Source organism: Piscinibacter gummiphilus, from assembly GCF_002116905.1.
Taxonomy (GTDB): domain Bacteria; phylum Pseudomonadota; class Gammaproteobacteria; order Burkholderiales; family Burkholderiaceae_C; genus Rhizobacter; species Rhizobacter gummiphilus.
On the sequence record NZ_CP015118.1, the window covers coordinates 2,657,294 to 2,683,869 of the forward strand.

At 69.7% G+C, this 26,576-nt stretch carries 29 protein-coding genes and 1 pseudogene; 17 read left to right on the plus strand and 13 right to left on the minus strand.

Annotated elements, in window-relative coordinates:
- From A4W93_RS11835 to A4W93_RS11845, 3 genes are all read right to left on the minus strand, one after another.
- Positions 1-876, minus strand: coding sequence for a branched-chain amino acid ABC transporter permease (locus A4W93_RS11835; protein WP_085750795.1), 876 nt, complete (start codon positions 874-876; stop codon positions 1-3).
- Positions 877-965: 89 nt separating this feature from the next.
- Entirely contained in the window at positions 966-2,099 is a 1,134-nt protein-coding gene (locus tag A4W93_RS11840) for an ABC transporter substrate-binding protein (protein WP_085750796.1), read from the minus strand.
- 38 nt (positions 2,100-2,137) lie between these two features.
- A complete protein-coding gene (locus tag A4W93_RS11845) occupies positions 2,138-2,989 on the minus strand; it encodes a shikimate dehydrogenase family protein (RefSeq protein WP_085750797.1) in 852 nt (283 codons plus the stop codon).
- Positions 2,990-3,128: 139 nt separating this feature from the next.
- Between A4W93_RS11845 and A4W93_RS11850 the strand changes: the two genes are divergently transcribed.
- The 3 genes from A4W93_RS11850 (at position 3,129) to A4W93_RS11860 (ending at position 5,722) form a co-directional block, all read left to right on the plus strand.
- Entirely contained in the window at positions 3,129-3,902 is a 774-nt protein-coding gene (locus tag A4W93_RS11850; RefSeq protein ID WP_085750798.1) for an IclR family transcriptional regulator domain-containing protein, read from the plus strand.
- Between the two features lie 70 nt (positions 3,903-3,972).
- Entirely contained in the window at positions 3,973-4,770 is a 798-nt protein-coding gene (locus A4W93_RS11855) for an IclR family transcriptional regulator (protein ID WP_085750799.1), read from the plus strand.
- A gap of 25 nt (positions 4,771-4,795) precedes the next feature.
- Positions 4,796-5,722 carry a DMT family transporter gene (locus A4W93_RS11860; protein ID WP_085750800.1) on the plus strand — a complete coding sequence of 309 codons (927 nt, stop codon included), beginning with the start codon at positions 4,796-4,798 and terminating at the stop codon, positions 5,720-5,722.
- A 1-nt stretch (position 5,723) separates the two neighbouring features.
- Here A4W93_RS11860 and A4W93_RS11865 read toward each other — a convergent pair whose 3' ends face one another.
- Positions 5,724-6,341 (minus strand): YitT family protein, encoded by a 618-nt coding sequence (locus tag A4W93_RS11865; protein ID WP_085754138.1) that lies wholly within the window; start codon positions 6,339-6,341, stop codon positions 5,724-5,726.
- Between the two features lie 77 nt (positions 6,342-6,418).
- Here A4W93_RS11865 and A4W93_RS11870 point away from each other — a divergent pair, with 77 nt between their 5' ends.
- A complete protein-coding gene (locus A4W93_RS11870; RefSeq protein ID WP_085750801.1) occupies positions 6,419-6,919 on the plus strand; it encodes a hypothetical protein in 501 nt (166 codons plus the stop codon).
- Here A4W93_RS11870 and A4W93_RS11875 read toward each other — a convergent pair.
- The 4 genes from A4W93_RS11875 to A4W93_RS11890 are packed head-to-tail and all read right to left on the minus strand — an operon-like array spanning position 6,916 to position 10,607.
- Positions 6,916-7,899 carry a quinone oxidoreductase family protein gene (locus A4W93_RS11875; protein WP_085750802.1) on the minus strand — a complete coding sequence of 328 codons (984 nt, stop codon included), beginning with the start codon at positions 7,897-7,899 and terminating at the stop codon, positions 6,916-6,918. The genes A4W93_RS11870 and A4W93_RS11875 overlap by 4 nt on opposite strands.
- On the minus strand, positions 7,896-8,600 hold the full coding sequence (locus tag A4W93_RS11880) for a GntR family transcriptional regulator (protein WP_085750803.1): 705 nt from the start codon (positions 8,598-8,600) through the stop codon (positions 7,896-7,898). Before A4W93_RS11880 ends, A4W93_RS11875 begins: the two co-directional genes overlap by 4 nt.
- A complete protein-coding gene (locus tag A4W93_RS11885) occupies positions 8,597-9,835 on the minus strand; it encodes a CaiB/BaiF CoA transferase family protein (protein WP_085750804.1) in 1,239 nt (412 codons plus the stop codon). The genes A4W93_RS11880 and A4W93_RS11885 overlap by 4 nt, the downstream gene beginning before the upstream one ends.
- A 1-nt stretch (position 9,836) precedes the next feature.
- Entirely contained in the window at positions 9,837-10,607 is a 771-nt protein-coding gene (locus tag A4W93_RS11890) for an enoyl-CoA hydratase/isomerase family protein (protein ID WP_085750805.1), read from the minus strand.
- Positions 10,608-10,711: 104 nt separating this feature from the next.
- Here A4W93_RS11890 and A4W93_RS11895 point away from each other — a divergent pair, with 104 nt between their 5' ends.
- Positions 10,712-12,250 (plus strand): carboxylesterase/lipase family protein, encoded by a 1,539-nt coding sequence (locus A4W93_RS11895; RefSeq protein ID WP_085750806.1) that lies wholly within the window; start codon positions 10,712-10,714, stop codon positions 12,248-12,250.
- Positions 12,251-12,253: 3 nt separating this feature from the next.
- Here the strand turns inward: A4W93_RS11895 and A4W93_RS11900 are convergent, their stop codons facing one another.
- Positions 12,254-12,556, minus strand: coding sequence for a flagellar basal body protein (locus A4W93_RS11900; protein ID WP_085750807.1), 303 nt, complete (start codon positions 12,554-12,556; stop codon positions 12,254-12,256).
- A gap of 89 nt (positions 12,557-12,645) precedes the next feature.
- Here A4W93_RS11900 and tam point away from each other — a divergent pair, with 89 nt between their 5' ends.
- The 4 genes from tam to A4W93_RS11920 all read left to right on the plus strand — a co-directional run bounded on the left by tam (position 12,646) and on the right by A4W93_RS11920 (position 16,440).
- Positions 12,646-13,407, plus strand: coding sequence for a trans-aconitate 2-methyltransferase (gene tam, locus A4W93_RS11905; RefSeq protein ID WP_085750808.1), 762 nt, complete (start codon positions 12,646-12,648; stop codon positions 13,405-13,407).
- A 161-nt stretch (positions 13,408-13,568) separates the two neighbouring features.
- A complete protein-coding gene (locus A4W93_RS11910; protein ID WP_085750809.1) occupies positions 13,569-14,450 on the plus strand; it encodes a basic amino acid ABC transporter substrate-binding protein in 882 nt (293 codons plus the stop codon).
- A gap of 20 nt (positions 14,451-14,470) precedes the next feature.
- Entirely contained in the window at positions 14,471-15,223 is a 753-nt protein-coding gene (locus A4W93_RS11915) for an amino acid ABC transporter permease (RefSeq protein ID WP_085750810.1), read from the plus strand.
- Between the two features lie 260 nt (positions 15,224-15,483).
- Complete coding sequence (locus A4W93_RS11920) at positions 15,484-16,440, plus strand: porin (protein ID WP_085750811.1); 957 nt, start codon at positions 15,484-15,486, stop codon at positions 16,438-16,440.
- Between the two features lie 37 nt (positions 16,441-16,477).
- Here A4W93_RS11920 and A4W93_RS11925 read toward each other — a convergent pair whose 3' ends face one another.
- Genes A4W93_RS11925 through A4W93_RS11935 form a run of 3 tightly spaced genes read right to left on the minus strand, consistent with a single transcriptional unit; the run spans position 16,478 to position 19,388 of the window.
- The gene (locus A4W93_RS11925; RefSeq protein WP_085754139.1) at positions 16,478-17,392 is read right to left on the minus strand and encodes a DMT family transporter; all 915 of its coding nucleotides are present in this window, start codon (positions 17,390-17,392) and stop codon (positions 16,478-16,480) included.
- Positions 17,389-17,922 carry a methylated-DNA--[protein]-cysteine S-methyltransferase gene (locus A4W93_RS11930; RefSeq protein ID WP_085750812.1) on the minus strand — a complete coding sequence of 178 codons (534 nt, stop codon included), beginning with the start codon at positions 17,920-17,922 and terminating at the stop codon, positions 17,389-17,391. Before A4W93_RS11930 ends, A4W93_RS11925 begins: the two co-directional genes overlap by 4 nt.
- Positions 17,919-19,388 (minus strand): DNA-3-methyladenine glycosylase 2 family protein, encoded by a 1,470-nt coding sequence (locus A4W93_RS11935; RefSeq protein WP_085750813.1) that lies wholly within the window; start codon positions 19,386-19,388, stop codon positions 17,919-17,921. The genes A4W93_RS11930 and A4W93_RS11935 overlap by 4 nt, the downstream gene beginning before the upstream one ends.
- 121 nt (positions 19,389-19,509) lie before the next feature.
- On the opposite strand from A4W93_RS11935, the gene A4W93_RS11940 reads away from it, so the two are divergent.
- From A4W93_RS11940 to A4W93_RS11950, 3 genes are read left to right on the plus strand one after another with little or no spacing between them, the layout of a single operon-like run.
- Positions 19,510-20,901: a phosphomannomutase/phosphoglucomutase gene (locus A4W93_RS11940; RefSeq protein WP_085750814.1), complete on the plus strand. Its 1,392-nt coding sequence runs from the start codon at positions 19,510-19,512 to the stop codon at positions 20,899-20,901.
- Between the two features lie 16 nt (positions 20,902-20,917).
- Positions 20,918-21,889: a lipopolysaccharide heptosyltransferase I gene (gene waaC, locus A4W93_RS11945; protein WP_085750815.1), complete on the plus strand. Its 972-nt coding sequence runs from the start codon at positions 20,918-20,920 to the stop codon at positions 21,887-21,889.
- The gene (locus A4W93_RS11950) at positions 21,886-23,166 is read left to right on the plus strand and encodes a 3-deoxy-D-manno-octulosonic acid transferase (protein WP_085754140.1); all 1,281 of its coding nucleotides are present in this window, start codon (positions 21,886-21,888) and stop codon (positions 23,164-23,166) included. The genes waaC and A4W93_RS11950 overlap by 4 nt, the downstream gene beginning before the upstream one ends.
- Here the strand turns inward: A4W93_RS11950 and A4W93_RS11955 are convergent.
- Entirely contained in the window at positions 23,159-24,229 is a 1,071-nt protein-coding gene (locus tag A4W93_RS11955; RefSeq protein WP_157131638.1) for a hypothetical protein, read from the minus strand. The two genes, A4W93_RS11950 and A4W93_RS11955, sit on opposite strands and share 8 nt — an antisense overlap.
- Before the next feature lie 261 nt (positions 24,230-24,490).
- Between A4W93_RS11955 and A4W93_RS11960 the strand changes: the two are divergent.
- The 5 genes and pseudogenes from A4W93_RS11960 to A4W93_RS11975 form a co-directional block, all read left to right on the plus strand.
- A pseudogene (locus A4W93_RS11960) lies at positions 24,491-24,784 on the plus strand (SulP family inorganic anion transporter); the annotation flags it as partial.
- 122 nt (positions 24,785-24,906) lie between these two features.
- Positions 24,907-25,257, plus strand: a complete 351-nt coding sequence (locus A4W93_RS29630; RefSeq protein ID WP_157131639.1) for a hypothetical protein — start codon at positions 24,907-24,909, stop codon at positions 25,255-25,257.
- A gap of 85 nt (positions 25,258-25,342) precedes the next feature.
- The gene (locus tag A4W93_RS11965; protein WP_157131640.1) at positions 25,343-25,903 is read left to right on the plus strand and encodes a hypothetical protein; all 561 of its coding nucleotides are present in this window, start codon (positions 25,343-25,345) and stop codon (positions 25,901-25,903) included.
- The gene (locus A4W93_RS11970) at positions 25,903-26,211 is read left to right on the plus strand and encodes a cyclic-phosphate processing receiver domain-containing protein (RefSeq protein ID WP_085750818.1); all 309 of its coding nucleotides are present in this window, start codon (positions 25,903-25,905) and stop codon (positions 26,209-26,211) included. Before A4W93_RS11965 ends, A4W93_RS11970 begins: the two co-directional genes overlap by 1 nt.
- Positions 26,198-26,557 carry a hypothetical protein gene (locus A4W93_RS11975; protein WP_157131641.1) on the plus strand — a complete coding sequence of 120 codons (360 nt, stop codon included), beginning with the start codon at positions 26,198-26,200 and terminating at the stop codon, positions 26,555-26,557. Before A4W93_RS11970 ends, A4W93_RS11975 begins: the two co-directional genes overlap by 14 nt.
- The last annotated feature ends 19 nt before the right edge of the window (positions 26,558-26,576 follow it).

A 26,576-nucleotide genomic window follows, 5' to 3' on the forward strand; every position in this document is an offset into this window, starting at 1 on the left:
TCAGACCTTGCGTTCGACCGACTTGCCCAGCAGACCCTGCGGCTTGAACAGGATCACGAGCATGAAGATCACGAGCGCCACGGCGTCCTTGTAGGCGGGCGAGATGTAGGCCGCGGCCAGGTTCTCGCAGACGCCCACGATCAGTCCGCCGAGCAGGGCCCCGCGGCTGTTGTTGAAGCCGCCGATGATCGCGGCGAAGAAGGCCTTGTTGCCGAGCGACTCGCCCATGTCGAACTTGGCGAGGTAGGTCGGCGTGACCAGCAGCGCGGCGGCGCAGGCCAGCAGCGCGTTGATGGCGAAGGTGTAGAAGATCATGCGCGGCACGTTGATGCCGAGCACGGTCGCGCTGTCGGTGTTCTGCGCCACGGCCTGCATCGCGCGGCCCGTCACCGTCTTGGCGAGGAAGGCCTGCGTGCCGAGCACGAGCACCAGGGCGAGGGCGAGGGTGCCCACGTCGGCCAGCGTGACGGTCACGCCGGCGATGTTGAAGAGCTTGTCGGCGAAGAGGCTCGGGAACGGATGGGCCTCGGCGCTGTAGCCCGCGCGGATGCCGTTGCGCATCGCGATGGCGAGGCCGATGGTGGCCACGACGATCGGCATCATGCCGAACTTGAGCAGCGGGTCGGCGATGCCGCGCTTGAAGCCCAGGCCGAGCACGAGCACGGCGACGGCACAGGTGAAGAGGAAGCTCAGGATGAGCGGCGCACCCATCGCGGAGAACGCCAGCATCATGAACGCCGGCAGCATCACGAACTCGCCCTGGGCGAAGTTGATGGTGCCCGACGCCTGCCAAAGCAACGTGAAGCCGAGCGCGGCCAGGGCGTAGATGCTGCCCGTGGCCATGCCTGAAAGAAAGAGTTGGAGGAAGTCGGTCATCTTGCTCTCGCGTAGGGATGAGTCCGCCCACCGCGGCACACGCGTGCCGCGGGGAAAGCGAACCGGAACGCCGCCTTGGGGAGGCGGATTTACTTCTTGGACAGCGGAGGCAGCGTTTCCTTGACCTCTTGCTTGCCACCCTTGACCTCGACGATGAAGCTTTCGCGGTCGAGGTCGCCGTTGTTGTCGATGGACACGTCCATGATCACGCCGGGTTCCTTGGCGGCGCTGATGTGCAGGCCGTGCAGGGCCTTGGCGACGGCGACGCGGTCGGCCTTGCCGGCCTTCTCGATGCCGGCCTTGAGCATGTAGACGCTGGTGTAGCCCTTGATGCCGTTGTGGTCCGACACGTAGTTGTAGGCCTTCTCGAACTTGGCGCGGAAGGCACGCATCGTCGGGATCGGCGCGTCGACGGTCAGGCCCACGTGGGCGAGGGCGCCGTTGGCGGCGTCGCCGGCGAGGTCGATGACCTTCTGGCCCGTGAGGGTGGTCTCGCCGATGATCGGCTTGGTCCAGCCCTGCTTGCGCAGTTCACGCAGCGCGCGGGCCGATTCCTCTTCGTTGGTGTAGACGAAGATGGCGTCGGCGTTGCTCTGCTTGGCCTTGAGCACCGGGGCGGAGAAGTCGACCTGGCCGGAGTCGGTGGAGATGTCGGCGACGACCTTCAGGCCGGCGGCGGCGGCAGCGGTGTTGAAGGCGTCGCGGCCGCCCTTGCCGAAGTCGTTGTTGACGAACACGACGGCCACGGTCTTGGCCTTGAGGTTCGAGGCCAGATAGCGCGCGAGCTTCGGCATCGACGTGGTCTGCGTGAAGCTGGTGCGGAAGACGTACGGGTTGCCCTGCTGCGTGATCGAGGCGGCTTCGGCGCCGGTGAAGTTCGGCACTTCGGCGCGGCGGGTCTCCGCCATGCTGACGATCATCGAACCCGAGAACGTGGGGCCGAACACGGCGAAGGCGCCGTCGTCCACCGCCTTGGTCGCGAGGCCCTTGGCCACGCCGGGGTTCGACTGGGTGTCGTTCACCGAGGCCTGGATCTTCTGGCCCAGGATGCCGCCGGCCGCGTTGATTTCCTTCACGGCGAGGTCGAGCCCGTTCTTGAAGTTGGTGCCGGCGGTGGCGCCTGCGCCCGACAACTCCTGGATGACGGCGATCTTGATCTGTGCGTGTGCGGCGCCGGCGGCGAGTGCGCAGGCGGTGAGGGCGGCCAGGTGGATCTTTTTCATGATGGTCTTCTGCTCAGTGGGCTGGGGGGAGATCGGCATCAGGCCTGCGTGAACAGGGCACGGACGTCGGCGGGGTCGGCTTGCACCGTCTTCGCGATGTGGTCGAAGCCGAAAAAGGAAAGGTACTCGGGGACCTGCTGCACCATCATCTCGAAGCCCGGGTGGGCGTCGACGCCACGTTCGCGGCAGGCGCGCACGAGCGGAGTGGGCTGGTTCTTCATCAGGATGTCCACGACGGTGGCGTCGGCGTCCACGCGGGACACGTCGAACGGCAGCGGGTCGCCGATCTTCAGGCCGAGCGGCGTGGCGTGGGCCACCAGGTCGTAGCCGGCGGGGTCGGCGGTCTTCGCGGACACCACGTCGACGCCGAACTCGGCGCGCAGGCGGGCGGCGACCTCGTCGGTGCGGCCCGGCGTGTTGTCGAACAGCGCGACGCGGCCCGCGCCCTGCTGGGCGAGCGACGCGGCGATGGCGACGCCGCCACCGCCCACACCCACCACCAGCACGTTGCGGCCCTTGACCGGCACGCCGAACGTGCCGAGCGCCTTCGTGAAACCGACGCCGTCGAACAGGGCGCCCTCGATGGTGCCGTCGGCGTTGCGGCGCACGGCGTTCACGGCGCCCGCGGCGCGGCCGAGCGGGTCGCACTTGTCGAGCACGGCGGTGATGCCGGTCTTGTGGGGGATGGCGACCCAGAGGCCGTCGATGTTGCCTGCCTTGAACACGTGGCGCACGAAGCCTTCGAGCTCGTTCGAAGGAATCTGGGCGGGGACGAGCACGGCATCCACGCCATGCTGTTCGAACAAGTGGTTGAAGGCTTCGGGCGCGCGCACCTGGGCGACAGGATCGCCGACGATCAGGAAAACGCGAGTGGTACCGGAAATCTTCATGACAGGGATCAAAGTGTGCGACGGTTCTACCTTAGGCACACCTCGTGGAACCCACAAGGCCGGAACTGTCGTTTTGAGCGATGATCGCGCACAAGGCGCGTTCAGCGCTCATTTTGCGGGTTAACTCGGGGCCTCGACCATGGACGCCATTCCGCTGGAGATCGAAAAAAAGGACCTCGTCGACGGCCTCGGCAAGGGGCTTCGGGTCATCGAGGCCTTCGACGACGACCATCCGCACCTCACCGCGTCGGAAGTCGCGGTGCGTGCCGGCATGACCCGCACGGCCGCGCGCCGCTACCTGCTGAGCCTCGTGCACTTCGGGTACGCCGCGGGCGACGGCAAGCGCTTCTGGCTGCTGCCGCGCGTGCTGCGTCTCGGGCAGAGCTACCTCGCGGCGGCGCGGCTGCCGCGGCTCGTGCAGCCGTTCATCCAGCGGGTGTCGATGCGCACCGGCGAGACGGTCAACTTCAGCGTGCTCGACGGCCACGAGATCGTCTATCTCGCTCGCAGCAGCCCGCCGCGCTACGTCTCCATCGGCTACCAGGTGGGCATCCGCGTGCCGGCGCACGTGGTCACGCCGGGCGTGGCCATCATGTCGACGTGGACCGACGAGGCCATCGACCAGTGGATCGCCACGCACGAGTTCTTCGGCTTCACGGCCCAGACCGTGGTGGAGGCCAGCCGCTTCCGCGAACACGTGATGGCGGCCCGCACGCTGGGCTTCTGGATGACCGAGCAGCAGCTCGACCCGGCGTTGCGCGGCATCGCCGTGCCGGTCAAGGACCGCAAGGGCGAGTGCCGGGGCAGCATCGGCATGACGCTGCAGTCGCAGTCGTACACGCAGGAGTCGATGCTCGAGAAACTGCTGCCCGCGCTGCGTGAGGTGGCCGTGGAACTCCGGCCCATTTTGTGAGCTTTCGCACACGACCCGACACAGTAATCTGGAACTGTGTTCCAATGTTAACGTTGTTCGGATCGTTCCCGTGGCCACCCAACAGATCACCCGCGCCCTCGGCGCCCTCGAATTGCTCTGCGCCCATCCCGCCGGCCTGCCGCTGCAGGCGGTCGCCGATGCGCTCGACATGCCCAAGAGCGCGGCCCACCGCACGCTCGCCGAGCTGGCCGCCCTCGGCCATGTGCGCCAGGATCCCGACACCGCCCGCTACCTGCTGACCACGCGCCTGCTGTCGCTCGCGTTCGGTTTCCTCGGGCAGAGCGGCCTGAACGACGTGGTCCAGCCCATCCTCGACCGCCTTGCCGAAGTGAGCGGCGAGCTGGTGCGCCTGGGTGTGATCGATGGCGACCGCCAGGTGTGGGTGACCAAGTCGCAGGGCGCGCGCAGCGGCATGCGCTACGACCCCGACATGGGGCGTGGCGCCGCGCTGTCGTGCACCGCCTCGGGCCATGCGTGGCTGGCCTCGCTGCCGGGCGACGACGCGCTCGCGCTGCTCGCCCGCGAAGGCATCGCGTCGCACGACGGGCTTGGGTCGCAGGCGCCGAAGACGCTGCAGGACGTGATGGCCCTCGTGCAGAAGGCACGCGCACGCGGCTACGCCTGGGTCGTCGACAGTTCCGCGCCGGGCCTCGCGGCGCTGGCCGTGGCCGTGCTGCACCCGGTCACCGGCGCCGTGATCGGCACGGTGAGCGTGGCCGGCCCGAGCCTGCGGCTCACCGAGGCGCGCCTGCCGGTGGTGTCACCCGCGCTGCTGGCCGCCGCGCGCGAGCTGGGCTTCGCGAGCAGCGGTTCCTCCTTCTTCGCGGCACGCGGCAGCGCGCGCTGAGTTCCACCTTCCACCGAGATCTCCCATGACCACCCCCACCGCGGGCGACCGGGCGCTGCAAGGCGTGCTGTTCGTGGCCACCGCCGTTGCCTGTTTCGCCGCGCTCGACACCACGACCAAGGTGGTGAGCACTGCCGCGCCCCTCCTGCTCGCGGTGTGGTTCCGCTACGCGTTCCAGGCGGTGGTGACGGCCGGGGTGATGCTGCCGCGGCGGGGCCTGTCGCTGCTGCGCGCGCGCCACCCGTGGCTGCAACTGCTGCGCGGGGTGCTGCTGTTCGTGTCGAGCATGCTGTCCTTCGTGGCGCTGCGGTTCACGCCGGTGGGGGAGTTCACGGCCATCATCATGCTGACGCCGCTCGTGGTCACGGTGCTCGCGGCCACGTCGCTCGGCGAGAAGGTCTCGCCGCTGCGCTGGCTGCTGGTGTTCGGCGGCTTCTGCGGCGCGCTGGTGGTGATCCGCCCCGGCCGCGAGATGTTCGACTGGTCGGGCCTGCTGCCGCTGCTGCTGGTGGCCGTGCTCGGCTCGTTCCAGGCGCTGACCGGCAAGATGGCCCGCATCGAGGACCCGGGCACCACGCACTTCTACACCGGCCTCGTGGGCGCGGCGCTCGGCACCGCCGCGCTGCCGTTCGTGTGGACGGCGCTCCCGCTCGACATCTGGCTCCTGCTGCTGCTGATGGGTGTGTTCGGCAGCGTCGGGCACATGATGCTGATCCTCGGCTACGCCCGCGCCCCGGTCGCCACGCTCACGCCGTACCTGTACCTGCAGGTGGTGTTCGCCACGCTCGGCGGCTGGCTCGTGTTCGCCCACGTGCCCGACACCTGGGCGCTGCTGGGCATTCTCGCGATCTGCCTGTGCGGCGCGGCGGGCACCTGGCTGTCGGCGCGCGAACGTCGCCGGACCGATGCCGCCGAATCGGGCTACATGCCGCCCGAGGCCGAGGGAATCTGACTCAGAGCACCGCGTACCGGCCCGGCCGGTGGTTCACCGCGATGAAGAGGTTCATCGCCACCGCGCCCAGCACCGAGTACGCCACGCGGTCGGCCGGGATCACGAAGAGAGACAGCGCGAGGATGGTGCAGTCGATCCCCATCTGCACCTTGCCCGCGCGCCAGCCGCGGGCCTGCTGCAGGTAGAGCGACACCACCGTGGCGCCGCCCAGGCTGGCCCGGTGCCGCGCGAGGAACAGGCAGCCCGAGCCGAGCAGCAGTCCGCCCAGCACGGCCGCGTACGCCGGGTGGAGCCGCTCGATCGCGAAGAGCTGAGGCGACCATTCCGCGAAGCCCGAGAGCAGGGTGATCGCGACGAAGGTCTTCAGCGTGAACTCGCGGCCCATGCGCTGCCACGCGAACCAGTAGAACGGCAGGTTGATCAGGAAGAAGAGCTTGCCCAGGCTCACGCCCGTGGCGTAGTGCAGCACGAAGGCGGCGCCCGCAGTGCCGCCCGTCATCAGCCCCACCTGGCCGTAGAGGATCAGCGCGAGCGAGACGAACAGCGTTCCGGTGAAGATGGCCTGCGCGTCCTCGAAGGGAGTGTGGACCTGGACGCCGGGATCGGTGGGAGAGGGCATGGGCATGGCGGGCAGTGTGCCAGCGGTGAAGCAGGGACAATGCCCGGGCCCGGCCGTCGGGCGACCTGGAGGACCCGATGAAACTCGCGATGCACGTTCACTTCGAGGGCGAAGGCGCCGTGGTGGCGGCCGTGGCCTTCGAGGCGTGGGACGCACCGGAGGCGTCGAAGACCTGGACCACCCGCATCGCGCAGGCGCCCAAGGCCGTGCGTGGTGAACCCGACCTGCGCGAAGTGCCGTGCCTGCTGCAGTTGCTGGGCGAACACGGCCTGAAGCCCGAGATGATCCTCTTCGACGGCTTCGTGTTCGTCGACGCGCAGGAGACCCCCGGCCCCGGCCGGCACCTGTTCGACGGGCTGGGTGGCCACGTCCCGGTCATCGGGATCTCGAAGAAGAGCCTGCCCGGGCTGTCGGCGCAGTACGAGGTGGCGCGCGAGGAGGAAACCCCGCCGCTCTTGATCACCAGTGCGGGCGTGGACCTGGGGGCCGCGAAGGCGCGCGTGAGGGCCATGCATGGCCGCAAGCGCGTGCCGACGCTGATGAAGCTGGTGGCGCGGCTCGCGAAGAATTCCGACTAGGGCACCAGCACCGCCGCCCCGGTGGTGAGCCTGCCCTCGAGGTCCTCGTGGGCCTTGCGGACATCCGACAGCGCGTAGCGCCGGTCGACGGCGAGCCGCACGTCGCCCGCACGCGCCGCGGCGAAGAGGCGTTCGGCCCCGCGCCGCAGGTCGGCCGGGTCGGTGATGAAGGTGCGCAGCGTGGGCCGGCACACGCTCAGCGACTTCGAATGCAGGCGCTGCAGGTCGAACATCCCCACGTCACCCGACGCGGTGCCGTAGCTGATCAGGAGGCCCATCGGCCGCAGGCAGTCGAGCGAACGCTCGAACACGGCCCTGCCCACCGCGTCGTACACGACCCCCACGCCGCGGCCGCCGGTGAGTTCGAGCGTGCGCGCGGCGAAGTCTTCCGTGCGGTAGTCGATCACGTGGTGGCAGCCGTGTTCCTGTGCGACGGCCACCTTGGCGGCCGAGCCCACGGTGCCGATCACGGTGGCGCCGAGCGCCCGCGCCCACTGGCTCAGCAGCGTGCCCATGCCGCCGGCGGCGGCGTGCACGAGCACGGTGTCGCCCGGCCGGACCGTGTAGAGCCGGTGCAGCAGGTACTCGGCGGTGAGGCCGCGCAGCAGCGTGGCGGCGGCCACGTCCTCGGCGATGTCGTCGGGCAACGGCACCACGTGGGAGGCGGCGACCAGGCGCTCGACCTGGTAGGCCCCGGGCTGCAGGCTCGCGATCGACTGGCCGACCGCGAGGTGCGTGACCCCCGGTCCGACGGCCGTGACGACCCCCGCGCCGAGCGACCCGAGCGTGATGGGGAAGGGCTTGGCGGTGTGCGGCCCGTGCCGGCCTTCGCGCTCGTAGATGTCGGCGTAGTTCAGGCCGATCGCGCTCTGGCGCAGGCGCACCTGGCCGGGGCCCGGCTCGGCGAGCGGCACGGTGGCCGGCTCCAGCACCTCGGGGCCACCGTGGCGGTGGAGGTGGATGGTGGCGGAGCGGCTCATGGCTTGGCGGAGGCACGCCGGCGCGGCGCGGGCGCCGGGGCCGGCTGGGTCATGCTTGCGATGGTGTCGGCGTACACGTTGCCGCCGCTCGAGATGTGGCGGGTCATCGCGAGGTGGGCCGCGTCCTCGTCGCCTTCGAGCACCGCGGCGAGCACGGCACGGTGCTCGGCCACCGACTGGCGCACGCGCCCCGGCCGGTCGAAGACGCTGTTGCGCGGGTGGCCCATGCGCGCGCGCATCGAGCGCAGCTGCTTCGCGAGCACCTCGTTGCGGCTGCCGTCGTACAGCGCCTCGTGGAAGCGGCGGTTGGCTTCGCCATAGGCGACCGGGTCCTCCGCCTGGGCCGCGGTCTCGCAGGCCTGGGCCGCGTCGCGCAGCACGGCACGCTGCTCGGCCGGCATTCGGCGCGCCGAGAGCCGGGCGGCGAGGCCTTCGAGCTCGACGAGGATCTCGAGCATCGCGACGTAGTCGGGCAGGGTCACGCCGGCCACCACGGCACCGTGCCGCGGCACCGACGTGACGAGCCCGGCCGAGGTGAGCTGCAGCAGGGCCTCGCGGGCCGGCGTGCGCGACACCTCGAAGCGCTCCATCAGCGCCTGTTCGTCGAGGCGCGAGCCCGCGGGCAACTGGCCCGAACCGATCTCGGCCTCCAGCGTGGCGCGGATCTTGTCGCTGAGGTTGACGCGAGGGGTCGAGGTCATCGTGATTCTCCGGATGGGGCGGGCGCCTGGAACACGGTGCCGTCGTCGATCAGCGACCGCACTTCGTCGTCGGTCAGGCCGAACTCGTGCAGCACCGAGGCCGAATGTTGCCCGAGTCGCGGCGCGGGCCCCGTGTTGGCGAACGCACGGCCGCCGATCTGCACCGGCGAACCCAGGCCGCGCGTGTGGCCGCCCTTCGGGTGCGCCACGTCGATCACCATGCCCGCCGCGCGCGACTGCGGGTGTTCCATCGCCTGGGCCACGTCGTGCACCGGGCCGGCCGGCACGCCGGCCTCGTCGAACTTCGCGAGCCAGTGCGCGGTGGTGTGGCGGCGCAGCTCGGCCGTCATCACCTCGGCGAGCGCCGCGCGGTTCGCGAGCCGTGCGGGGGACGTGGCGAAGCGCGGGTCGGCGATCCATTCGGGGTGGCCGAGGAGCTGGGCGATGCGCTCCCAGTTCGCCGGGTTGGCGCCGCCGATGGCCAGCGCCCCGTCCGCGCAGTCGAAAGTTTCGTACGGGGCCGTGAGCGGGTGGGCGGTGCCGGCGGGTTTGGCGATGGTGCCCTGCGAGAAGTACGCGGCGGCGAACCAGTACATCTGCTGCATCGACGCGTGCAGCAGCGAGGTGTCCACGCGTGTGCCGCGGCCGGTCTTCAGGCGCTGCACGTAGCCCGCGAGCACGCCGAACGCGGCGAGCAGGCCGGCGTTGATGTCGGCCACCGAGTTGCCGGGCTTGACCGGCCGCCCGCCCGGTTCGCCGGTGACGCTGAGCAGCCCCGAGAACGCCTGCAGGATCAGGTCGAAGCCGCCCTGGTGCGCGAGCGGGCCGGTGCGGCCGTAGCCGGTGATGCTGCAGTAGACCAGCGCGGGGTTCTCGGCGGCGAGCTGCTCGTAGCCGAGCCCGAGCCGCTCGAGCGTGCCGAGGCGGAAGTTTTCGGTGACCACGTCGGCGCCGCGCACGAGGCGTCGCACGAGCGCGTTGCCGCGCGGCGTGCGGATGTCGAGCGCGAGGGACCGCTTGCCGCGGTTGACCATCAGGAACGACGGCGCGAGGCCCGAGTCGCCGTCGCGGCGGTAGCCCCGGGCGTCGTCGCCGGCCGGGAACTTCTCGATCTTGATGACGTCGGCACCGAGGTCGCCGAGCATCTGGCCGCACGTGGGGCCGGCGAGGATCTGCGACAGCTCGAGCACCTTCACGCTGGTGAGCGGCAGCACGGGGGTGTTCACGTCGTCCATGTCACTCCCCGGTGAAGACGGGCGCGCGGCCTTCGGCACGCGCGGCCAGCGCTTCGCGCATGTCGCGCGAGGCGAGGCTCTGCTTGTGCAACGTGCGGGCGACGGCGTCGTCGAACTGCTGCCGGGCCACGTCGTTGAGCACCCGTTTCGTGCCCTCGAGCACCTTCGGCGCCATCGCGCCGAGCTGGCCCACGAGGTGCGCCACGGCACCGTCGAGCCCGGCGGCGGGCACCACCTCGTCGAGGAAACCGATGCGCAACATCTCGACGGCCTCGATGGTGCGGCCCGTGAGGAACAGCGACTTCGACGCGGCGAGGCCGAGGCGCGTGACCCAGCGCCGCAGCCCGTGCGGGTAGTACTGCAGGCCGAACTTCGCGGCGGGCATGAACATGCGCGCGGTGTCGACGCCGATGCGGAAGTCGCAGGCCAGCGCCAGGTCGGTGGCGCCGCCGTACACCGGGCCGTTCAGCCGGGCGATGGTGACGGGGCGGGCGGTCTCGACCTCGTCGGCGAGCGCCTGGAAGTCGACGAGCGGGTCGCGTGTGCCGCCGCCGAGGGCGTTGAGGTCGAAGCCCGAGCAGAAGCTCTTGCCCGTGCCGGTCAGCACGAGCACGCGCACGGCCGCGTTGTCGTTCAGTTCGGCGAGGGTGCGCCGCAGGAACACCACGTCGGCGGGTTCGAGGCGGTTGTGCACGGCGGGGCGGTTCAGGCGCACGGTGGCCACGGGGCCATCGATGGTGACGAGGGGGGCGGTGGCGTCCGGGGCGGTCATGAGGGGATCCAGGTTGGATGCGGAGTATCCATCAATGAATACATTGAGTGTCATATCGTATTCCATGAGGCCTCGCCACGCACTTCCTCGCCACAATCGACCGCATGACCGAAGCCGAACTCTTCACGGTGGTGGAGACCACCCAGGGCCGCGTGCGCGGGTTGCGCACGAGCGGCATCCATGCGTTCAAGGGCCTGCGCTACGGCGCCGACACGTCGGGCCGCAACCGCTTCATGCCGCCGCACCCGGTGCTGCCGTGGGCGGGCGTGCGCGACGCCACGGGTTACGGCCCGTACGCCCCGCAGATGCCCAGCAGCCGGCTGCACGCGTATGCCGACCTGATCCTCTACGACCAGCAGCCGGGCGGCATGGGCGAGGACTGCCTCGCCCTCAACGTGTGGACCCCGAGCGTCTCGGACCTCGCGCGCAAGCCCGTGCTCGTGCACCTGCACGGCGGGGGCTTCTATGCCGGCTCGGGCAACTCGCCGCAGTTCGACGGGGAGATGCTGGCCCGCTTCGGCGACGCGGTGGTGGTCACGGTGAATCACCGCCTCGGCGCCTTCGGTTTCCTGAACCTCGCCGAGCTGGGCGGGGAACGGTACGCGTCGTCGGGGGCCGTGGGCATGCTCGACATCGTCGCGGCGCTGCGCTGGGTGCGCGAGAACATCGCGTCCTTCGGCGGCGACCCGCGCCGCGTGCTGGTGTTCGGCCAGTCGGGCGGTGGCGCGAAGACCAGCGTGCTGATGGCGATGCCGTCGGCACGCGGGCTGTTCCACCGCGCCGGCGTGATGAGCGGCTCCACGCTGCGCGTGATGCCGGAGGCCGCGGCGGCCCGCACGGCCGAGGCCTTCCTCGACCACCTGGGCGTCGAGCGCGGCGCGCTGCAGCGCCTGCACGAACTGCCGTTCCAACAGCTGCTGGCCGCACAGGTGGCGCTCGAGATGTCCGACCGCCGGCTCGGCGAAGCCCCGCGCGTGTTCGCGCCGGTGGTCGACGGGGCGGCGATCCCGCGGCATCCGTTCGACCCCGGCGCCCCCGCCGAGTCGGCCGACGTGCCGCTGCTCGTGGGCACCACGCTCGACGAACGTGCCTACCGCATGACCGACTTCGACGTCGACGAGACGGGCCTGCTCGCCTGGGCCGCGAAACGCATCGGCCCCGACGCGGCCGACGTGGTGGCGATGTACCGCGACGAGGACCCGAAGGCCACGCCGTTCCTGCTGAAGGCCCGCATCGACACCGACATGACCTTCCGCCGCGCGGCCCATGTGCAGACGGACCGCAAGGCGGCGGCCGGGCAGGCCTCGGTGTTCTCGTACCTCTGGTCCATCCCGAGCCCCGCGTGGGGCGGACGGTACGGCGCGTGTCACGGGGTCGACATCGGTCCGAGCCTGCACGACATCCGGCACGGGCTCAACGGTCCGGCGGCCGAGCAGGTGCGCCTCGCCGACCAGCTGGCCGCGGCGTGGGTGGCGTTCGCCGCCACGGGCGATCCGTCGAACCCGCACCTGCCGGCATGGGCGCCGTACACGGCCGCCTCGCGGACCACGATGGTGTTCGAGCGCGGCAGCGCGTGCACCGCCCTGCACGACGACCCGCGGGGCCGTTTCAGGACGTTCTGGGCGGGGCGGCCGGTGGCCTGAGGGTCAGGCGGCGATGTCCAGCAGCGACCCCATCATGCGGTCGCTGGTGCGGAACACCGACAGGTTCGCGAGGAACGCGTTTTTCGATTGCAGCAGGCCGACCATGTCGGTCTCGAGCGCGGCGCCCGGATCCTCGGCGCGGGTGACCGTGGTGGTCACGCCGCCGTTCGCGCCCTCGGTGGCCACCACCTGCTGGCGGCGGAAACCTTCGGTGCCGAGGTTGGCGATGTTGTGCGCGCTCGTGCGCAAGCCAGCCTGGGCGGCGTTCATGCCGGAGACGGCGGTGGCGGAGGGCAGGGCGAGCATGGCGCCAGTGTAGGGCGGGGCGGCCCCGGGCGGTTGCGCAGGAACTCACGGTGCGGCAGGCTGTGACCCTCGATTCAAGGACTTCCGCCATGGCCACCTGGGACCACGCCCAATACCTCAAGTTCGCCGACGAACGCACCCGTCCCGCCCGGGACCTTCTCGCCCGCGTGCCGCTCGACACCGCCACCGACGTGGTCGACCTCGGCTGCGGCCCCGGCAACAGCACCGCGCTGCTCGCCGAGCGCTGGCCCGCGGCGCGCGTGACCGGGGTCGACAGCTCGCCCGAGATGCTGTCGCGCGCCCGTGCCGACCTGCCCGCCGTCGACTGGGTCGAGGCCGACATCGGCACCTGGCGGCCCGCCGCCCCGGTCGATCTGCTCTACGGCAACGCCGTGGCGCAGTGGCTGCCCGACCACGGCGCGCTGCTGCCGTCCCTGCTGTCGCACCTGCGCCCGGGCGGTGTGCTCGCCATCCAGATGCCCCACAACCACCACGAGCCCAGCCACCGGCTGATGCGCGAGACGCCGGGGCCGTGGGCCGAGCGGCTGCGTGCCGTGCGGGCCACGCCGCGCGTGTCCCCGGTGGCGCAGTACCACGACTGGCTGGCCCCCGTCGCGAGCCGGGTCGACCTCTGGGAGACGACGTACCAGCACGTGATGCCCGACGCCGATGCCATCGTCGAATGGGTCAAGGGCACGGGGCTGCGCCCGTACCTCGACGCACTTGACGCGTCCGAGCGTCCGGCCTTCCTCGAGGCGTACCGACGGGGCGTCGACGAGGCCTACCCGCCACGGGCCGATGGCCGGCGTCTCTTTGCGTTCCCGCGCCTTTTCCTCGTCGCCGTGCGCTGAACCGTGCCGAAATCGGAGACAATCCCGCCCCTCGGGGAAACCATGAGTGCTTGGGTGAAGGGCTGGTCCATGCTGTCGGGCGGTCTCTTCGCCTTCTCGGGCATACAAACTGCTATCCCCGCCCCGGGCCCGACGGGCCCGTTGTCTTCACCGAGGAACACATGACCCAACTCAGCACCCGACGATTCCTCCAGACCTCCGGTCTGGTCCTGGCCGGCTTCATCCTGGCCGCCTGCGGCAAGAAGGCCGACGCGCCCGCGCCCGCCGCCGAACCGGCGTCCGCCGCCGCATCGGTCGCCGCCGCACCGCCGCCGCCGCCCGCCAAGGTCTACGTCGTGGGCACCGATGCCGCCTATGCCCCGTTCGAATCGCAGAACGACAAGGGCGAGATCGTCGGCTTCGACATCGACGTTGTCTCGGCCATCGCGCAGAAGGGCGGCTTCGAGGTCAAGTTCATCAACACGCCGTGGGAAGGCATCTTCAACACGCTGACCCAGGGCGACCGCGACCTGGTGGTGTCCGCCGTGACCATCACCGAAGAGCGCAAGCAGACGATGGACTTCAGCACGCCGTACTTCGATGCGTACCAGCTGATCGCCGTGAAGACGAACTCGAAGGTCACGAAGTTCTCCGACCTGAAGAAGCTCAAGGTGGGCGTGCAGAACGGCACCACGGGCGACGAGGTCGTGACGAAGCTGCAGGGCAAGTCGAGCGCGAACATCAAGCGCTTCGAGTCGACCCCGCTCGCACTGAAGGAACTGGAAGCCGGCGGCGTGGACGCCGTGGTGGCCGACAACGGCGTGATCGTCAACTACGTCGCCAACAACTCGAACAACCAGTTCAAGACGGTGACGGACAAGGAGTTCGCGCCCGAGCAGTACGGCATCGCCTTCAAGAAGGGCAACACCGAGCTCGTCGAGAAGTTCAGCAAGGGCCTGGCCGACATCAAGGCCGACGGCACGTACGACTCGATCTACAAGAAGTACTTCGGCGAAGCGCCGGCCGCCGCCGCGGCCGCCCCGGCCTCGGCCGCGTCGAACTGAGCACAGGCACCGCCCGCTGAATGGACTTGCGCTGGGAGATTCTGGCCGGCTACGGACCCCTGTTCGTGGCCGGCCTGTGGATGACGGTCAAGCTGACCTTCGTGTCGATCACCTGCGGCATGGTGCTCGGCGTGCTGCTCGGGCTCGTGAGCAGTTCGCGCGACGCCCCGCCGCCGCGGTCGGTGCCGCTCGGATGGGCCCTGAAGGCCCTGCGCGCGGTCACCACCGCGTACGTGACCTTCTTCCGCGGCACGCCGCTGTTCGTGCAGATCCTGCTCGTGCACTTCGCGCTGATGCCCACGCTGATCCATGCGGACCACGGGCTGCTCTACTCGGGTGAGGGCGCGCGCGAGTTCCGCCAGAACTACGGCGCGTTCTTCTCGGGCGCCCTGGCGCTCACGCTGAACGCCGGGGCCTACATCTCCGAGATCTTCCGCGCCGGCATCCAGAGCATCCACACCGGCCAGACCCAGGCCGGCTACAGCCTCGGCTTCACGCATGGGCAGACCATGCGCTACATCGTGCTGCCACAGGCGTTCCGGCGCATGCTGCCCGCGCTCGTGAACGAGGGCGTGACGCTCATCAAGGACTCGTCCCTCGTTTCGGCCATCGGCCTCGCCGAACTGGCCCTCGCCGCGAGAACCGTGGCGGGTGCGTATTCCCGCTACTGGGAGCCGTACCTGTTGATTTCGGTGATGTACCTGGTGCTCACGATGCTGCTGAGCCTGCTCGCCAAACGCCTCGAGGCTCCCGCGCACCGGCGCGGCAAGTGACGCGCTTCGGCGCTGGCGGTGCGTGAGGGTTGCCTCCACGCAACGTCAGCGTCGTGTTGGCCCCGACAAAGCGCACGTTTGCACCGTTCTGGCGTTAACCTTTCCCCGCTCTGCCCCGATTGTGAAACTGCGATGACCTTCCGGAAGGAAGGCTGGATCTCTTTCGTCCAACCGTCGACTGGAACACGATTTCAGCATCGGCACACACCTTGCAGTAGGCCCCCCGCGTTGCAACTTTCGACCCAACAAGGACAACCCACATGAAGCGCACCCTTCTCATTGCATCCCTCTCGCTCGCCACCGCCGGCACCGCGTTCGCTCAAAGCAGCGTCACCGTCTGGGGCCGCCTGAACGTCTCCGCCGAACGCCAGAAGGTCGCGGGCGGCGACAGCCGCTCCGAACTCGTGAACAACGCATCCCGTCTCGGCTTCCGCGGCGTGGAAGACCTCGGCGGCGGCCTGAAGGCCGGCTTCGCGATCGAACACGGTTTCGACCCGACGACGGGCACGGCCAACAACACGCTGCCCAACGGGCAAGCCGCGTTCTGGGGTCGTGGCAGCGAGGTCTACCTGGCCAGCAACTTCGGCACGATCCGCCTCGGCAACTACACCAGCGAGGCGTACTACGCCACGGCCGACTGGGTCAGCATGCACAACCACGACACGGGTACGTCGGCCGACGCGCTGTACGCGTACCTGAACAACGACACCAACAAGGTGTCGTACCGCACGCCGGAGTTCGCGGGCCTGTGGGGTGAAGTGGCTGTCAGCGAAGCGCAGTACGGCGCCGACGACAAGGGCTACGACGTGGCCGTCAACTACGCGCTGGGTGGCCTGGCTGCCGGCCTCGGCTACCAGAAGGTCGGCGACCGCAACCAGTTCGCCCTGCGTGGTGCCTACACCTTCGGTGGCTTCACCGTCGGCGGCTACTACCAGCGCGACGAGGACGGCATCATCGTCGGCGGCGGCAAGCGCGACAACTTCCGCCTGTCGGGCATGTACGCCTTCGGTGCCAACGAGCTGCACCTGAACTACGGCTGGGCCGACGACTACTCGAAGATCAACGACAGCGGCGCGACGCAATGGACCGTGGCCTACGGCTACAACCTGAGCAAGCGCACCCGCCTCTATGCCTTCTACACGAAGCTGGACGGCGACGCCAACAGCTACGCGACCGACTTCGAATCGTTCGCCCTGGGCATCCGCCACAACTTCTGATGGCGAACCGAGCGAACGGGAAACCGTTCGTTCGTGCTCAGCGGCCGGTCGGAAGACCGGCCGTTTTTCTTTGTGGCCACCGCAGCACGCCCGTGGTCAGTGCGGTGCCCAACAGGATCGTGGCGCAGCCGAGCACCATGTCGGCACTCACGTGTTCGCCGAGGAACAGGAAGCCCCACAGCGCGGCGAACAGCGGGATCAGGAACGTGACCGAGATGGCGCGCGCCGGGCCGATGGTGGCGATGAGCCGGAAGAACATCACGTAGGCGATGCCGGTGCACACGATGGCCAGCAGCAGCGCGGCGCCCCAGGCCCGGGTCGACGGGGTCGTGGCGGGCCAGGTGAAGAAGGCCGGCGCGGCAAGGCACAGCGTGGCGGCGATCTGGCTGCCGGCGGCCGAGGCCACCGGCGGCACGCCCGTCAGGAACCGTTTCGTGAAGCTCGCCGAGAAGCCGTAGCCGAGCGTGGCGCCCACGCACGCGAGCAGCGGCGCCGCGGCGTTCAGGTCCATGCCGGCCGCGAGCGCCGCACCCGAGCGGCTCCACACGAGCCACACGACCCCGCCGAAGCCCACCGCCAGCCCGACCGCGCGGGGCGGGGTCATCTGGTCTTTCAGCCACAGCCAGGCGATGAGCGCCCCCATCAGCGGGGTCGCGGCGTTGAAGATCGACAGCACCGCGGCCGGGATCGACAGCGCCGCGAAGCTGAAGCACAGGAACGGGATGGCCGAGTTGGTGAGGCCGACCACGAACAGCGGACGCCAGTGGCGCAGCGCGGCGCGGGCCTCGCCACGCCACAGCATCAGCGGCACGAGGAACACGAGGGCACCGCTCACGCGCACGAAGGCGAGGGCGATGGGGCCGAACTCGCTGGCCCCGGCCCGCATGAAGAGGAACGAGGCGCCCCAGATGGCGGCGAGGCCGAGCAGCTCGGCGAAGTGCAGGGTGTTCAGAGCAGGAGCTCCTGTCGGGGCTGGAGGACACCTTCGAGGCGCAGCAGCGCCTGCTTCCGGTCGAGCCCGCCAGCATAGCCGGTGAGGCTGCCGTCGCGTCCGATGACCCGATGGCAGGGCACGATGATGCCGACGGGATTCCGTCCGACGGCCGCGCCGACCGCCCGCACCGCGTGGGGCGACCCCACCGCGCGGGCGATGTCGGCGTAGCTGCAGGTCTCGCCGGGCGCGATCGCCAGCAGCGCCTGCCACACCGCGCGCTGGAAGGGTGTGCCATGCAGGTCGAGCGGCAGGTCGAACGTGGTGAGCCCACCCTCGAAGTACGCGTCGAGCTGCCGCGCGGCCTCGCGGATCAGCGGGTCGTCCGGATCCTCGGGCGCGTCGAAGGTGGCGGGGAACCATTTCTGGGCGTCGAACCACATGCCGGCCAGGCCCCGTTCGGTGCGCACCCACAGCAGGGGGCCGAACGGCGAGGGCAGCCGGGCCTGCGCGGTGCACAGGCCGTGGAGAGAGCGGGAGGTCGGGTTCATGGCGAGGTGGAGAGGCTGTTCCAGAGGCGCAGCACGGCGTACGCGCGCCACGGCTGCCAGCGTTCGGCGAGGCGCTCGGCCTCGCGCGGGGTGGTGGCGCCGAAGAGCGCCTTCATCGCGTTGAGCACGGCCACGTCCTTCGGCGGGAAGGCGTCGGGCCAGCCGGTGGCGCGCATCGCGATGTAGTGCGCGGTCCACGGGCCGATGCCCGGCAGATCGCACAGGTCGGCGATCAGCGGTTCGGGCGACCGTTCGGTGCGCATGCGGGCCGACAGCCGGGGCCAGGCCTCGGCCAGCGCGGCGATGGCCCCGGCTCGCGCGCGGATGATGCCCAACTCGGCCACCGACTCGACCGGCGCCGAGGCCAGCACTTCGGGCGACGGGAAGGTGCGATCGATCTCGGGCCAGGGGCTCGCGGCCGGTTGGCCGAAGCGGTCCACCAGCCGGCGCGCGAGCGTGCGCGCCGCGGCCACGGTGACCTGCTGGCCCAGCACGGCGCGCACCGCCATCTCGAACGCATCCACGCTGCCGGGCAGGCGCTGGCCCGGCGCACCGGGCAGGTCGGCCAGCGCGAGGTCGATGGTGGCGGGGTCGGCGTCGAGGTCGAGCCAGCGGCGCACGGTGGCGAGCAGCCGCCCGCTGACCGGTGACAGCTCGGGCGCGAACCGCACCCGCACGAGCGGTCGGTCGACGAGGAACTCGGCTTCGAGCCAGCCCGCCATGTCGCCCAGCACGCCGGCCCGCACGCTGCGCCGGATGCACGCGCCGGCCACGGCCTCGACGCCCGGCACGGCTCGGGCCGCGAGGAATTTCAGCAGGGCCGCATGGTCGTAGGGCGGACGCAGCCCGAGGTGCACGACCACGGCCTCGGTGGCGGGCGCGTCGGTGTCGGTCTCGCGCCGGAGTGCCGACGGGCTCATGCGGTAGCTCTCCGCGAAGGCCGCGTTGAACCGTCGCACGCTCATGAAGCCGCTCGCGAGCGCCACGGCCGTGACGGGCAGGCGGGTGTCGGTCAGCAACTGCTTGGAAAGCAGCAGCCGGCGGGTCTGCAGGTACTGCAGCGGCGTCACGCCGTGTTCGGCGAGGAAGATGCGGCGCAGGTGCCGGTCGCTCACGCCCAGGCGTTCGGCCAGTGCGGCGATGGACGGCACACCACCGTCGCCCACGCGCCCGTCGAGCCAGTGCGCCGCCTGGCGGGCGAGGGTGCGGGACGCGTCCATCGTGGACCATGCATGCCCCGGACCCGGGGCCACCTCGGGGCGGCACTTCAGGCAGGGCCGGAACGACGACGCCTCGGCCTGGGCCGGGGTGCCGAAGAACCGGCAGTTTTCGCGCTTCGGGATTCGCACCCGGCAAACGGGGCGGCAATAGATGCCGGTCGAGGTCACCCCCACGAACAGCCGCCCGTCGAAGCGGGCGTCGCGGGCCTTGAGTACCTCGTAGGCAGCATCGTCGTCGAGTTCCATGAGGTGATTATCGGCATGGCGATTGCAACGAACTCGCCGTTTCCGGACACGTCCCGGACCCTCAAAAAAGGGACTTCCCGGGTCCCTACAATCCCGCAACCTTCACGGAGAGCACAAGAGCATGCAAGTCACCGCGTCCAACTTCAAGGCCTACGACATCCGGGGCATCGTCGGCAAGACCATCGACGAAGCCTTCGCCGAACACCTGGGACGCGCCTTCGGCAGCGCCGCCATCGAGGCGGGCGAAAAGGCCGTGGCCGTGGGCCGGGACGGCCGCCTGTCGGGCCCGTCGCTCGTGGCCGCCCTGGTGCGCGGCCTCGCGTCCACCGGCCTCGACGTGGTCGACCTCGGCGCCGTCACCACCCCGATGCTGTACTACGTGGCCGCCACCCGCGGGAAGCACGGCTGCAACAGCGGCATCCAGGTCACGGGCAGCCACAACCCCAAGGACTACAACGGCTTCAAGATGGTGCTGGCCGGCCGCGCCATCTACGGCGACGAGATCCAGGCCCTGCGCCAGCGCATCGAGAAGGAAGACTATGTGAAGGGTGAGGGCCGCTCGGCCCCGATGGACATCGTCCCCGAGTACAGCCACCGCATCACGAGCGACGCGCGCCTGGCCCGCCGCATGAAGATCGTCGTCGACTCGGGCAACGGCATTCCCGGCGCTTCGGCCCCGGCCATCCTGCGCGCCCTGGGTTGCGACGTGACCGAGCTGTACTCCGAGGTGGACGGCGACTTCCCGAACCACCACCCGGACCCCAGCAAGCCGGAGAACCTCGCCGACCTGATCCGCGCCGTGAAGGAAGGCGACGCCGAGATCGGCCTCGCCTTCGACGGCGACGGCGACCGCCTGGGCGTGGTCACGAAGGACGGCAACATCATCTACCCCGACCGGCAGCTGATGCTGTTCGCCACCGACATCCTCCGCCGCAACAAGGGCGCCACGATCATCTACGACGTCAAGTGCACGCAGCGCCTGGCCCCGGTGATCCGCGAGGCCGGCGGCAAGCCGCTGATGTACATGACGGGGCACTCGCTCGTGAAGGCCAAGCTCAAGGAAACGAAGGCCCCGCTCGCCGGCGAGATGAGCGGCCACATCTTCTTCAGCGAACGCTGGTACGGCTTCGACGACGCCACGTACACCGCGGCCCGCCTGCTCGAGATCCTGTCGCGCACCGACAACCCGAGCGCCGAGCTGAACGCGCTGCCCACGAGCTTCAGCACGCCCGAGCTGAACGTGCCGTGCGCCGAGGGCGAGGCCCGCCAGATCGTGCAGAAGTTGCTGGAGACGGGCGAGTTTCCGGGCGCCAAGGAGATCATCACGATCGACGGCCTGCGCGCGGAGTACGATGATGGTTTCGGGCTGATCCGGTCGTCCAACACGACGCCGGTGCTGGTGCTGCGCTTCGAAGGCCACACCGAGGACGCCCTTCACCGCATCGAAGGGCAGTTCATGGACGCGTTGCGCAAGGTCAAACCCGACGCCCAGTTCGCCGCTTCGGCCCACTAGGCCCATCCGCTTCTCTGTGCGCGTCCTCCTCGTCAAACTCTCCTCGCTGGGGGACGTCGTCCACGCGATGCCGGTCGTTCACGACATCCAGGCCGCCCACCCCGGGGCGGTGGTGGACTGGGTCGTCGAACCGGGTTTCGCACCGCTCGTGCGGCGGGTCGCGGGCATCGGCACGGTGTTCGAATGCGCGCAGCGCCGCTGGCGCAAGGCCTGGTGGACGAAGGCCGTGCGCGAGGAGCGCCGCGCGTTCCGCGAGGCGCTGCGAGCGAGCGAATACGACGCGGTGATCGATCTGCAGGGCCTGACCAAGTCGGTGCTCGTCGCCCGGCAGGCCCGCGGCAAGCGCTACGGCCTCGCCAACCGCACCGACGGATCGGGCTACGAGGCACCGGCCCGCTGGTTCGTCGACGAGGCCATCCCCATCACCCCGCACATCCACGCCCTCGACCGCTCGCGCGAGCTGGCGGCGAAGGCGCTCGGCTACACCGTCTCCGGCCCGCCGGTGTTCGGGCTGCAATCCCACGGACCCCGCTGCGACGTGCCCACGCTCGTCTTCGTGCACGGCACGTCGCGTGACGACAAGCTGTGGCCCGAGGCGAACTGGATCGAGTTCGGCCAGCGCTGCGTGTCGTCCGGTTTTTCCGTTGTCCTGCCGCAGGCCGGGGACGTCGAACGCGAACGGGCGGGCCGCATCGCCGCGGCCATCGGGCCGCAGGCGTCGGTGTGGCCGCCGATGTCGCTCGACGCGCTCGTGGACCGCATGGGCGGCACGCAGGGCGTGATCGGCGTCGACAGCGGCCTGAGCCACATCGCCGTGGCCCTCGACCTGCCGCACGTGCAGCTCTACAACTTCCCGACGGCGTGGCGCACCGGGCCCCAGGTGTCGCACGGACATCGCCACCAGGCCTCCCTCGAACGCGATCCCACGCCCGAGGTGGACCTCGTGTGGGCGGCCTGGCAGGTGGTGCGAAGGGCTGCGCGTTCATGAGCGGCGGCTGGGGTTCGCGCGCCGCCCGGGGCGCGTATTCGCTGGCCTTGCGCCTCGCGTCGCCGGCCTACCTCGGCAAGCTGCTGTGGCGCAGCCGCGTCGAGCCGCCGTACCGGCATGCGCTCGGCGAACGCTTCGGCTTCTACGGCAAGCCCGCGCAGCCCGGGGCCCTGTGGCTCCACGCCGTGTCCCTCGGCGAGACACGCGCGGCCCAGGCGCTCGTCGACGCGCTGCGTGCCGAACGCCCGGACCTGCGCCTGATCCTCACGAACGGCACGGCCACGGGCCACGAGGCCGGCCACGCGATGCTGCGCGACGGCGACGTGCAGACCTGGCTGCCGTTCGACACCCCCGGCGCCACGCGCCGCTTCTTCCGCCACTTCAAGCCCGCCGCCGGCGTGCTGATGGAAACCGAGATCTGGCCCAACGTGCTCGAGGCGGCGCGCGGGGCCGGCGTGCCCGTCGTGCTCGCGAACGCGCGCCTGAGCGAGAAGAGCCTGCGCCAGGGCCAGCGCTTCGGCGCGGTGCTGGGCCCTGCGATGGCCTCGCTGCACGAGGCGCTCGCGCAGACCGAGGCCGACGCGGCACGCCTGCGGACCGCCGGCGTTCGCCAGGCGATCGTCTGCGGCAACCTGAAGTTCGACATGCGCATCGACCCCGCGCTGCTGCAGCTCGGCCAGGCCTGGCGCGAGGCGCTGGGCCGGCCGGTGATGCTCGGCACGTCCACGCGCGAAGGCGAGGAGGGCGGGTTGATCGACGCCTGGAAGGCGCAGCCCGCCGACCAGCGCGGCCTGTTGCTGATCGTGCCGCGCCATCCCCAGCGTTTCGATGAGGTGGCGGCGCTGGTGCTGGCGGCCGGCCTCACGCTCGCCCGCCGATCCAGCTGGGGTGACACGCCGCCGGAAGACGCGCTGAAGGCCGACGTGTGGCTGGGCGACTCGATGCGCGAGATGCCGCTGTACTACGGCCTGTCCGACGTCGCGCTGCTGGGCGGCAGCTTCGCCCCGCTGGGCGGGCAGAACCTGATCGAGGCGGCCGCGTGCGGCTGCCCGATCGTGATGGGCCCGCACACGTTCAACTTCGCGGAGGCCGCCGAGCTGTCGCTGGCGGCCGGGGCATCGCTGCGGGCCACGGACATCGTCGATGGCGTGGCACAGGCCGTGGGCCTCATGGCACCCGGCTGGCGCGGTCCTGTCGCTGCGAAGGCGCTGGCGTTCGCGGCCGCCCACCAGGGCGCGGCGAAGCGGATGGCCGGGCGCATTGCGCCGCTCAGCTGACGCGTGCCCGTTCCGCCAGAGGAAGACCGAGGCGCGCACAGACCGGCACGCAGACCGCGGGGTCGGCCACCAGAAAACCCAGCCACTCGGCGTTCTCCCAAGGCGACGCCTCGAACTGGAGGGCCCGATCCGGGCGTCCCAGCTCCGCCATGAAACGGTCGACGGCGTTCAGCACGGAAGGCAGGTCCATCCAGGTACCCTCGCTCTTGAAGGGAAAGCTGTGCGTCCTGCCCCCGTGGCTGAACCGCACCCGCTTTCCGCCGGCGACCCGGTAGACGCGCACGCCCTCCTGGGAAAGCGCCGCATCGTCGCCGACTTTGAATCGGCGTTCCGCGTCGGGCGTGCGCATGATGAGTTCGGCGTGCTCGGTGACATCGATCAGCTGTTCCTCGGAGTCCGACTCCTGCGACACCTCCGCGACGTCGACGGCCGGCACCGCCCTGGCCAGGAGCTGCTGGAACAGCTGGTCGTGCCGCGGATCGAATCCGCTGTCTCTCACGGATGCGATGAGAAGCCGGGTCTCGACGTTGAACAAGGCCGCGAGAACGTAGAAGAAACCGCACGAGAGCGCGGAGACCGGGTTCGCGATCCAGGCATCGATTCGGGCCCTCCCGGACTCGGACATGCTTTCGACCAGGCTCGCATCCCGCAGGATCGCGGCCACATCCGCCGCGGCGAGACCTTCTTCCTGCCACCGGAACATCAAGCGGTCCCACGGGTGCAGGGCCCCTGAGACCTCAGGGTCACGCGCGCCGCTGCGCGCGAGCAACTGGGCGATGGACTGCCCCGCATAACCCTCCGTGTGGTCTGGCAGCGCTGCGCGCAACGCGGTGAGCAGCGCGGGATCGACCGGCCAGATGCCGTTCTTGTAGGTCGTTTCGTCGAGCACGTGATAGAGGCGGTTGCCGATCTCGACCACGACCTGGTGCAGCAGATAGCGTTCGTCTCCTGGCGACTTGAACCGATGCGACTTCTCCCAGCCCATCGCCTCGAGCACCCTGCGCGTGCTGAGCTTGAAGTCGTCCTGATCCTCCCCACCCATGCGAAGCTCCTTCGGATTCACGGCGGCGGATTCCCAGGATCGAAAAGGGCGACTCGGGTGCAAGCCGGAGTCAGCCATCGGGGCGCCGATCGCCGATAGTCTATCCACCGCTGCTTCCCGGTGGCGTCCAGGCGGCCCGAGGCAGCGGCCATCCCTCCGACCGGCGATGTCCTGCTTATCATCGTCCTCGTCCGCGGCATGAACGTTCCGGGGAAGCCGGGTGCGTTGTCCGTTCGCAGCGCACACCTCGCGGGCATCCCCAACACCCATGGAGTGCAGATCATGAAGCGGCCAAGCCCCGCCTGGAATCTCGTGTTCACCGGGCATTCGGGCGGATGGAAGCGCTGGGTTCCCGGGCTGCAACTCCTCGGCCGCTACGAGGCGGCCTGGCTGCCGAACGACGTGGCCGCCGGCCTGGTGCTGGCCACCATGCTGGTTCCCGTCGGGATCGCCTATGCGGTCGCATCGGGCCTCCCGGGGACCCATGGGCTGTACGCCACCATCGTGCCGCTGCTGGCCTACGCGTTGTTCGGTCCCAGCCGGATTCTCGTGCTGGGGCCGGACTCTGCACTCGCCACGCGTCCGGACCGATCGGAGCCGGCGGAGTGAACCGGACTGGCCTTCGGGGTCGCTGACTCCGAATGTGCCCCGAACAGACGTATGCTTCCGGCAACCCTCGACCAGCATCAGCCCGGCACATGAGCGTCAAGACTTGCGGCGTAGACGAGTTTCAGCAACGTTTGAAGGAATGGCGCGGCGGCCCCGCTTCGTTCAATGCCTACAGGGACGACCATGATCGACTGATCCTGAAGCTCGCCCATCCGATGGCGCAGCAAGAGCCCGTTGGTCTTGCGTTCTTCTATTGCACGTATGTCGCCGGCCCTACCTCATGGCACGCCGCCGATCTGGTCGTGCGGGAGGCCGCGCGAGAAGATGGTTCGCTTGGCTATGAAGCGTGCGACAGCGTCGCAGGTTTGGTCGTGCGGTTCGCTAGCGCGAGTCTGTACGGTCATGAAGAGGCGGTACTGCCCGAGCGGAACTCGAAGTGAAGCTGGGCGACCGCTCCCAGCCTGATGCGGTCACCGCTGCGCAGGCGGAAGCGAACCCTGTCGGCCGAACGCTAAGATCTCAGGAATGAACTCCGAGTCCTCGTCCCATCCCTCATCTCTTGCGCACCTCGACGGAGAGTGCATTGTGAGATGGGTTGGGTTGGAGATGGCGCTGGACGGTGGGCGTGCGGTGGTGACAGACGAGACGGTCGTCACCGGCCTCGCGGGCGACTCACCCGTCGTTTGGGCGCATCCTGATGTTCCCTTCTGGCAATTCTCAGGCGTCTACATCGAGCGCGGCGATGGCCTTCACTTCCGGTTGTTCGCAGAAGATGCAGACGACCGCCCGAATGGCTTGCTCCTTGCGAGAACGGAGGGTGTGCCCGAACCCGTTGAGGAAGCGCCGGGCAGTCTGTATCGGACACGGGTGCTGGAACACCTGCCGACTGGAGTGGCAAGATTGTCTGTGCTTCGCCAGGGGCCCGGCGGAGCCGTCCTGGATGCTTCGTTGGAGATCTCGGGCCAAGTGATACGGCTGCTCTGTGGCGAGATGTATCTCCGCGAGGACGGGTCGTTCGAAATGGTGAGCCCGAACGAATCGGTGCTCGTTCAGTTGAACGGCATGCGCCCCGACTGCGCTGGCTGATGCGAATCTATCTGGACGACGAGCGCAACACGCCTCCGGGATGGACGCGTGCATTCTGGCCCGACGAGGTCATCAAGCTCCTTCAAGCCGGAGGCGTCGAAGAGGTCAGCCTGGACCATGACCTCGGCGACGACCAGCGTGGCACAGGATACGACGTGGTCCTCTGGATCGAGGAAGCCGTCGCCCTGCATGGCTTCGTTCCTCCGAGAATTCGCGTGCACTCGGCGAACTCTTCGGCCCGCCAGAAGATGGAGGCCGGCATTCTGGCAATCGAGAGGCTCAGCAAGAAAGCCCATGGCAACCGCTGAGAGCCGGGAGACCGCTTCCAGCCTGAAGCAATCTGCTGTTCCTGAAGAGATGACCCACCCACGGCGTGACGCGATGCATCGAAGGGATCTGGACATCAAGGGGTTTCTCGGCAGAACGGCTGCTGTGGCTGCCATCCTGCTGTTCTTCCACTGGATTCCCGACCTGTACGTCTGGTTCTCGGCCAACGCCCAGCATCGCGCCGTCGTCATCGATCCTCGACGTTATCGATTCATCCTGATCGTTGCCTATGCCCTTTGTGGATTCGGGTTCCTTCTGGAGTCCTCGGGAATCCTTCGCGAACTGATCCGTCGCCGCCGCCATCGCATCCGGTCTGATCCGGAGTGACCCCGGCGCGACGCCGCAA

What these genes read in the sequence shown, in the direction of transcription:
- A4W93_RS11965 (WP_157131640.1), top strand. Translation starts at nt 25,343, where the DNA reads ATGAACTCCGAGTCCTCGTCCCATCCCTCATCTCTTGCGCACCTCGAC.
- A4W93_RS11920 (WP_085750811.1), top strand. Translation starts at nt 15,484, where the DNA reads ATGAAGCGCACCCTTCTCATTGCATCCCTCTCGCTCGCCACCGCCGGC.
- A4W93_RS11970 (WP_085750818.1), top strand. Translation starts at nt 25,903, where the DNA reads ATGCGAATCTATCTGGACGACGAGCGCAACACGCCTCCGGGATGGACG.
- A4W93_RS11875 (WP_085750802.1), bottom strand. Translation starts at nt 7,899, where the DNA reads ATGAGCCGCTCCGCCACCATCCACCTCCACCGCCACGGTGGCCCCGAG.
- A4W93_RS11930 (WP_085750812.1), bottom strand. Translation starts at nt 17,922, where the DNA reads ATGAACCCGACCTCCCGCTCTCTCCACGGCCTGTGCACCGCGCAGGCC.
- A4W93_RS11860 (WP_085750800.1), top strand. Translation starts at nt 4,796, where the DNA reads ATGACCACCCCCACCGCGGGCGACCGGGCGCTGCAAGGCGTGCTGTTC.
- A4W93_RS11940 (WP_085750814.1), top strand. Translation starts at nt 19,510, where the DNA reads ATGCAAGTCACCGCGTCCAACTTCAAGGCCTACGACATCCGGGGCATC.
- tam (WP_085750808.1), top strand. Translation starts at nt 12,646, where the DNA reads ATGGCCACCTGGGACCACGCCCAATACCTCAAGTTCGCCGACGAACGC.
- A4W93_RS11895 (WP_085750806.1), top strand. Translation starts at nt 10,712, where the DNA reads ATGACCGAAGCCGAACTCTTCACGGTGGTGGAGACCACCCAGGGCCGC.
- A4W93_RS11950 (WP_085754140.1), top strand. Translation starts at nt 21,886, where the DNA reads ATGAGCGGCGGCTGGGGTTCGCGCGCCGCCCGGGGCGCGTATTCGCTG.
- A4W93_RS11975 (WP_157131641.1), top strand. Translation starts at nt 26,198, where the DNA reads ATGGCAACCGCTGAGAGCCGGGAGACCGCTTCCAGCCTGAAGCAATCT.
- A4W93_RS11835 (WP_085750795.1), bottom strand. Translation starts at nt 876, where the DNA reads ATGACCGACTTCCTCCAACTCTTTCTTTCAGGCATGGCCACGGGCAGC.
- A4W93_RS11915 (WP_085750810.1), top strand. Translation starts at nt 14,471, where the DNA reads ATGGACTTGCGCTGGGAGATTCTGGCCGGCTACGGACCCCTGTTCGTG.
- A4W93_RS11840 (WP_085750796.1), bottom strand. Translation starts at nt 2,099, where the DNA reads ATGAAAAAGATCCACCTGGCCGCCCTCACCGCCTGCGCACTCGCCGCC.
- A4W93_RS11850 (WP_085750798.1), top strand. Translation starts at nt 3,129, where the DNA reads ATGGACGCCATTCCGCTGGAGATCGAAAAAAAGGACCTCGTCGACGGC.
- A4W93_RS11910 (WP_085750809.1), top strand. Translation starts at nt 13,569, where the DNA reads ATGACCCAACTCAGCACCCGACGATTCCTCCAGACCTCCGGTCTGGTC.
- A4W93_RS11935 (WP_085750813.1), bottom strand. Translation starts at nt 19,388, where the DNA reads ATGGAACTCGACGACGATGCTGCCTACGAGGTACTCAAGGCCCGCGAC.
- A4W93_RS11865 (WP_085754138.1), bottom strand. Translation starts at nt 6,341, where the DNA reads ATGCCCTCTCCCACCGATCCCGGCGTCCAGGTCCACACTCCCTTCGAG.
- A4W93_RS11880 (WP_085750803.1), bottom strand. Translation starts at nt 8,600, where the DNA reads ATGACCTCGACCCCTCGCGTCAACCTCAGCGACAAGATCCGCGCCACG.
- A4W93_RS11845 (WP_085750797.1), bottom strand. Translation starts at nt 2,989, where the DNA reads ATGAAGATTTCCGGTACCACTCGCGTTTTCCTGATCGTCGGCGATCCT.
- A4W93_RS29630 (WP_157131639.1), top strand. Translation starts at nt 24,907, where the DNA reads ATGAGCGTCAAGACTTGCGGCGTAGACGAGTTTCAGCAACGTTTGAAG.
- A4W93_RS11890 (WP_085750805.1), bottom strand. Translation starts at nt 10,607, where the DNA reads ATGACCGCCCCGGACGCCACCGCCCCCCTCGTCACCATCGATGGCCCC.
- A4W93_RS11900 (WP_085750807.1), bottom strand. Translation starts at nt 12,556, where the DNA reads ATGCTCGCCCTGCCCTCCGCCACCGCCGTCTCCGGCATGAACGCCGCC.
- A4W93_RS11885 (WP_085750804.1), bottom strand. Translation starts at nt 9,835, where the DNA reads ATGGACGACGTGAACACCCCCGTGCTGCCGCTCACCAGCGTGAAGGTG.
- A4W93_RS11870 (WP_085750801.1), top strand. Translation starts at nt 6,419, where the DNA reads ATGAAACTCGCGATGCACGTTCACTTCGAGGGCGAAGGCGCCGTGGTG.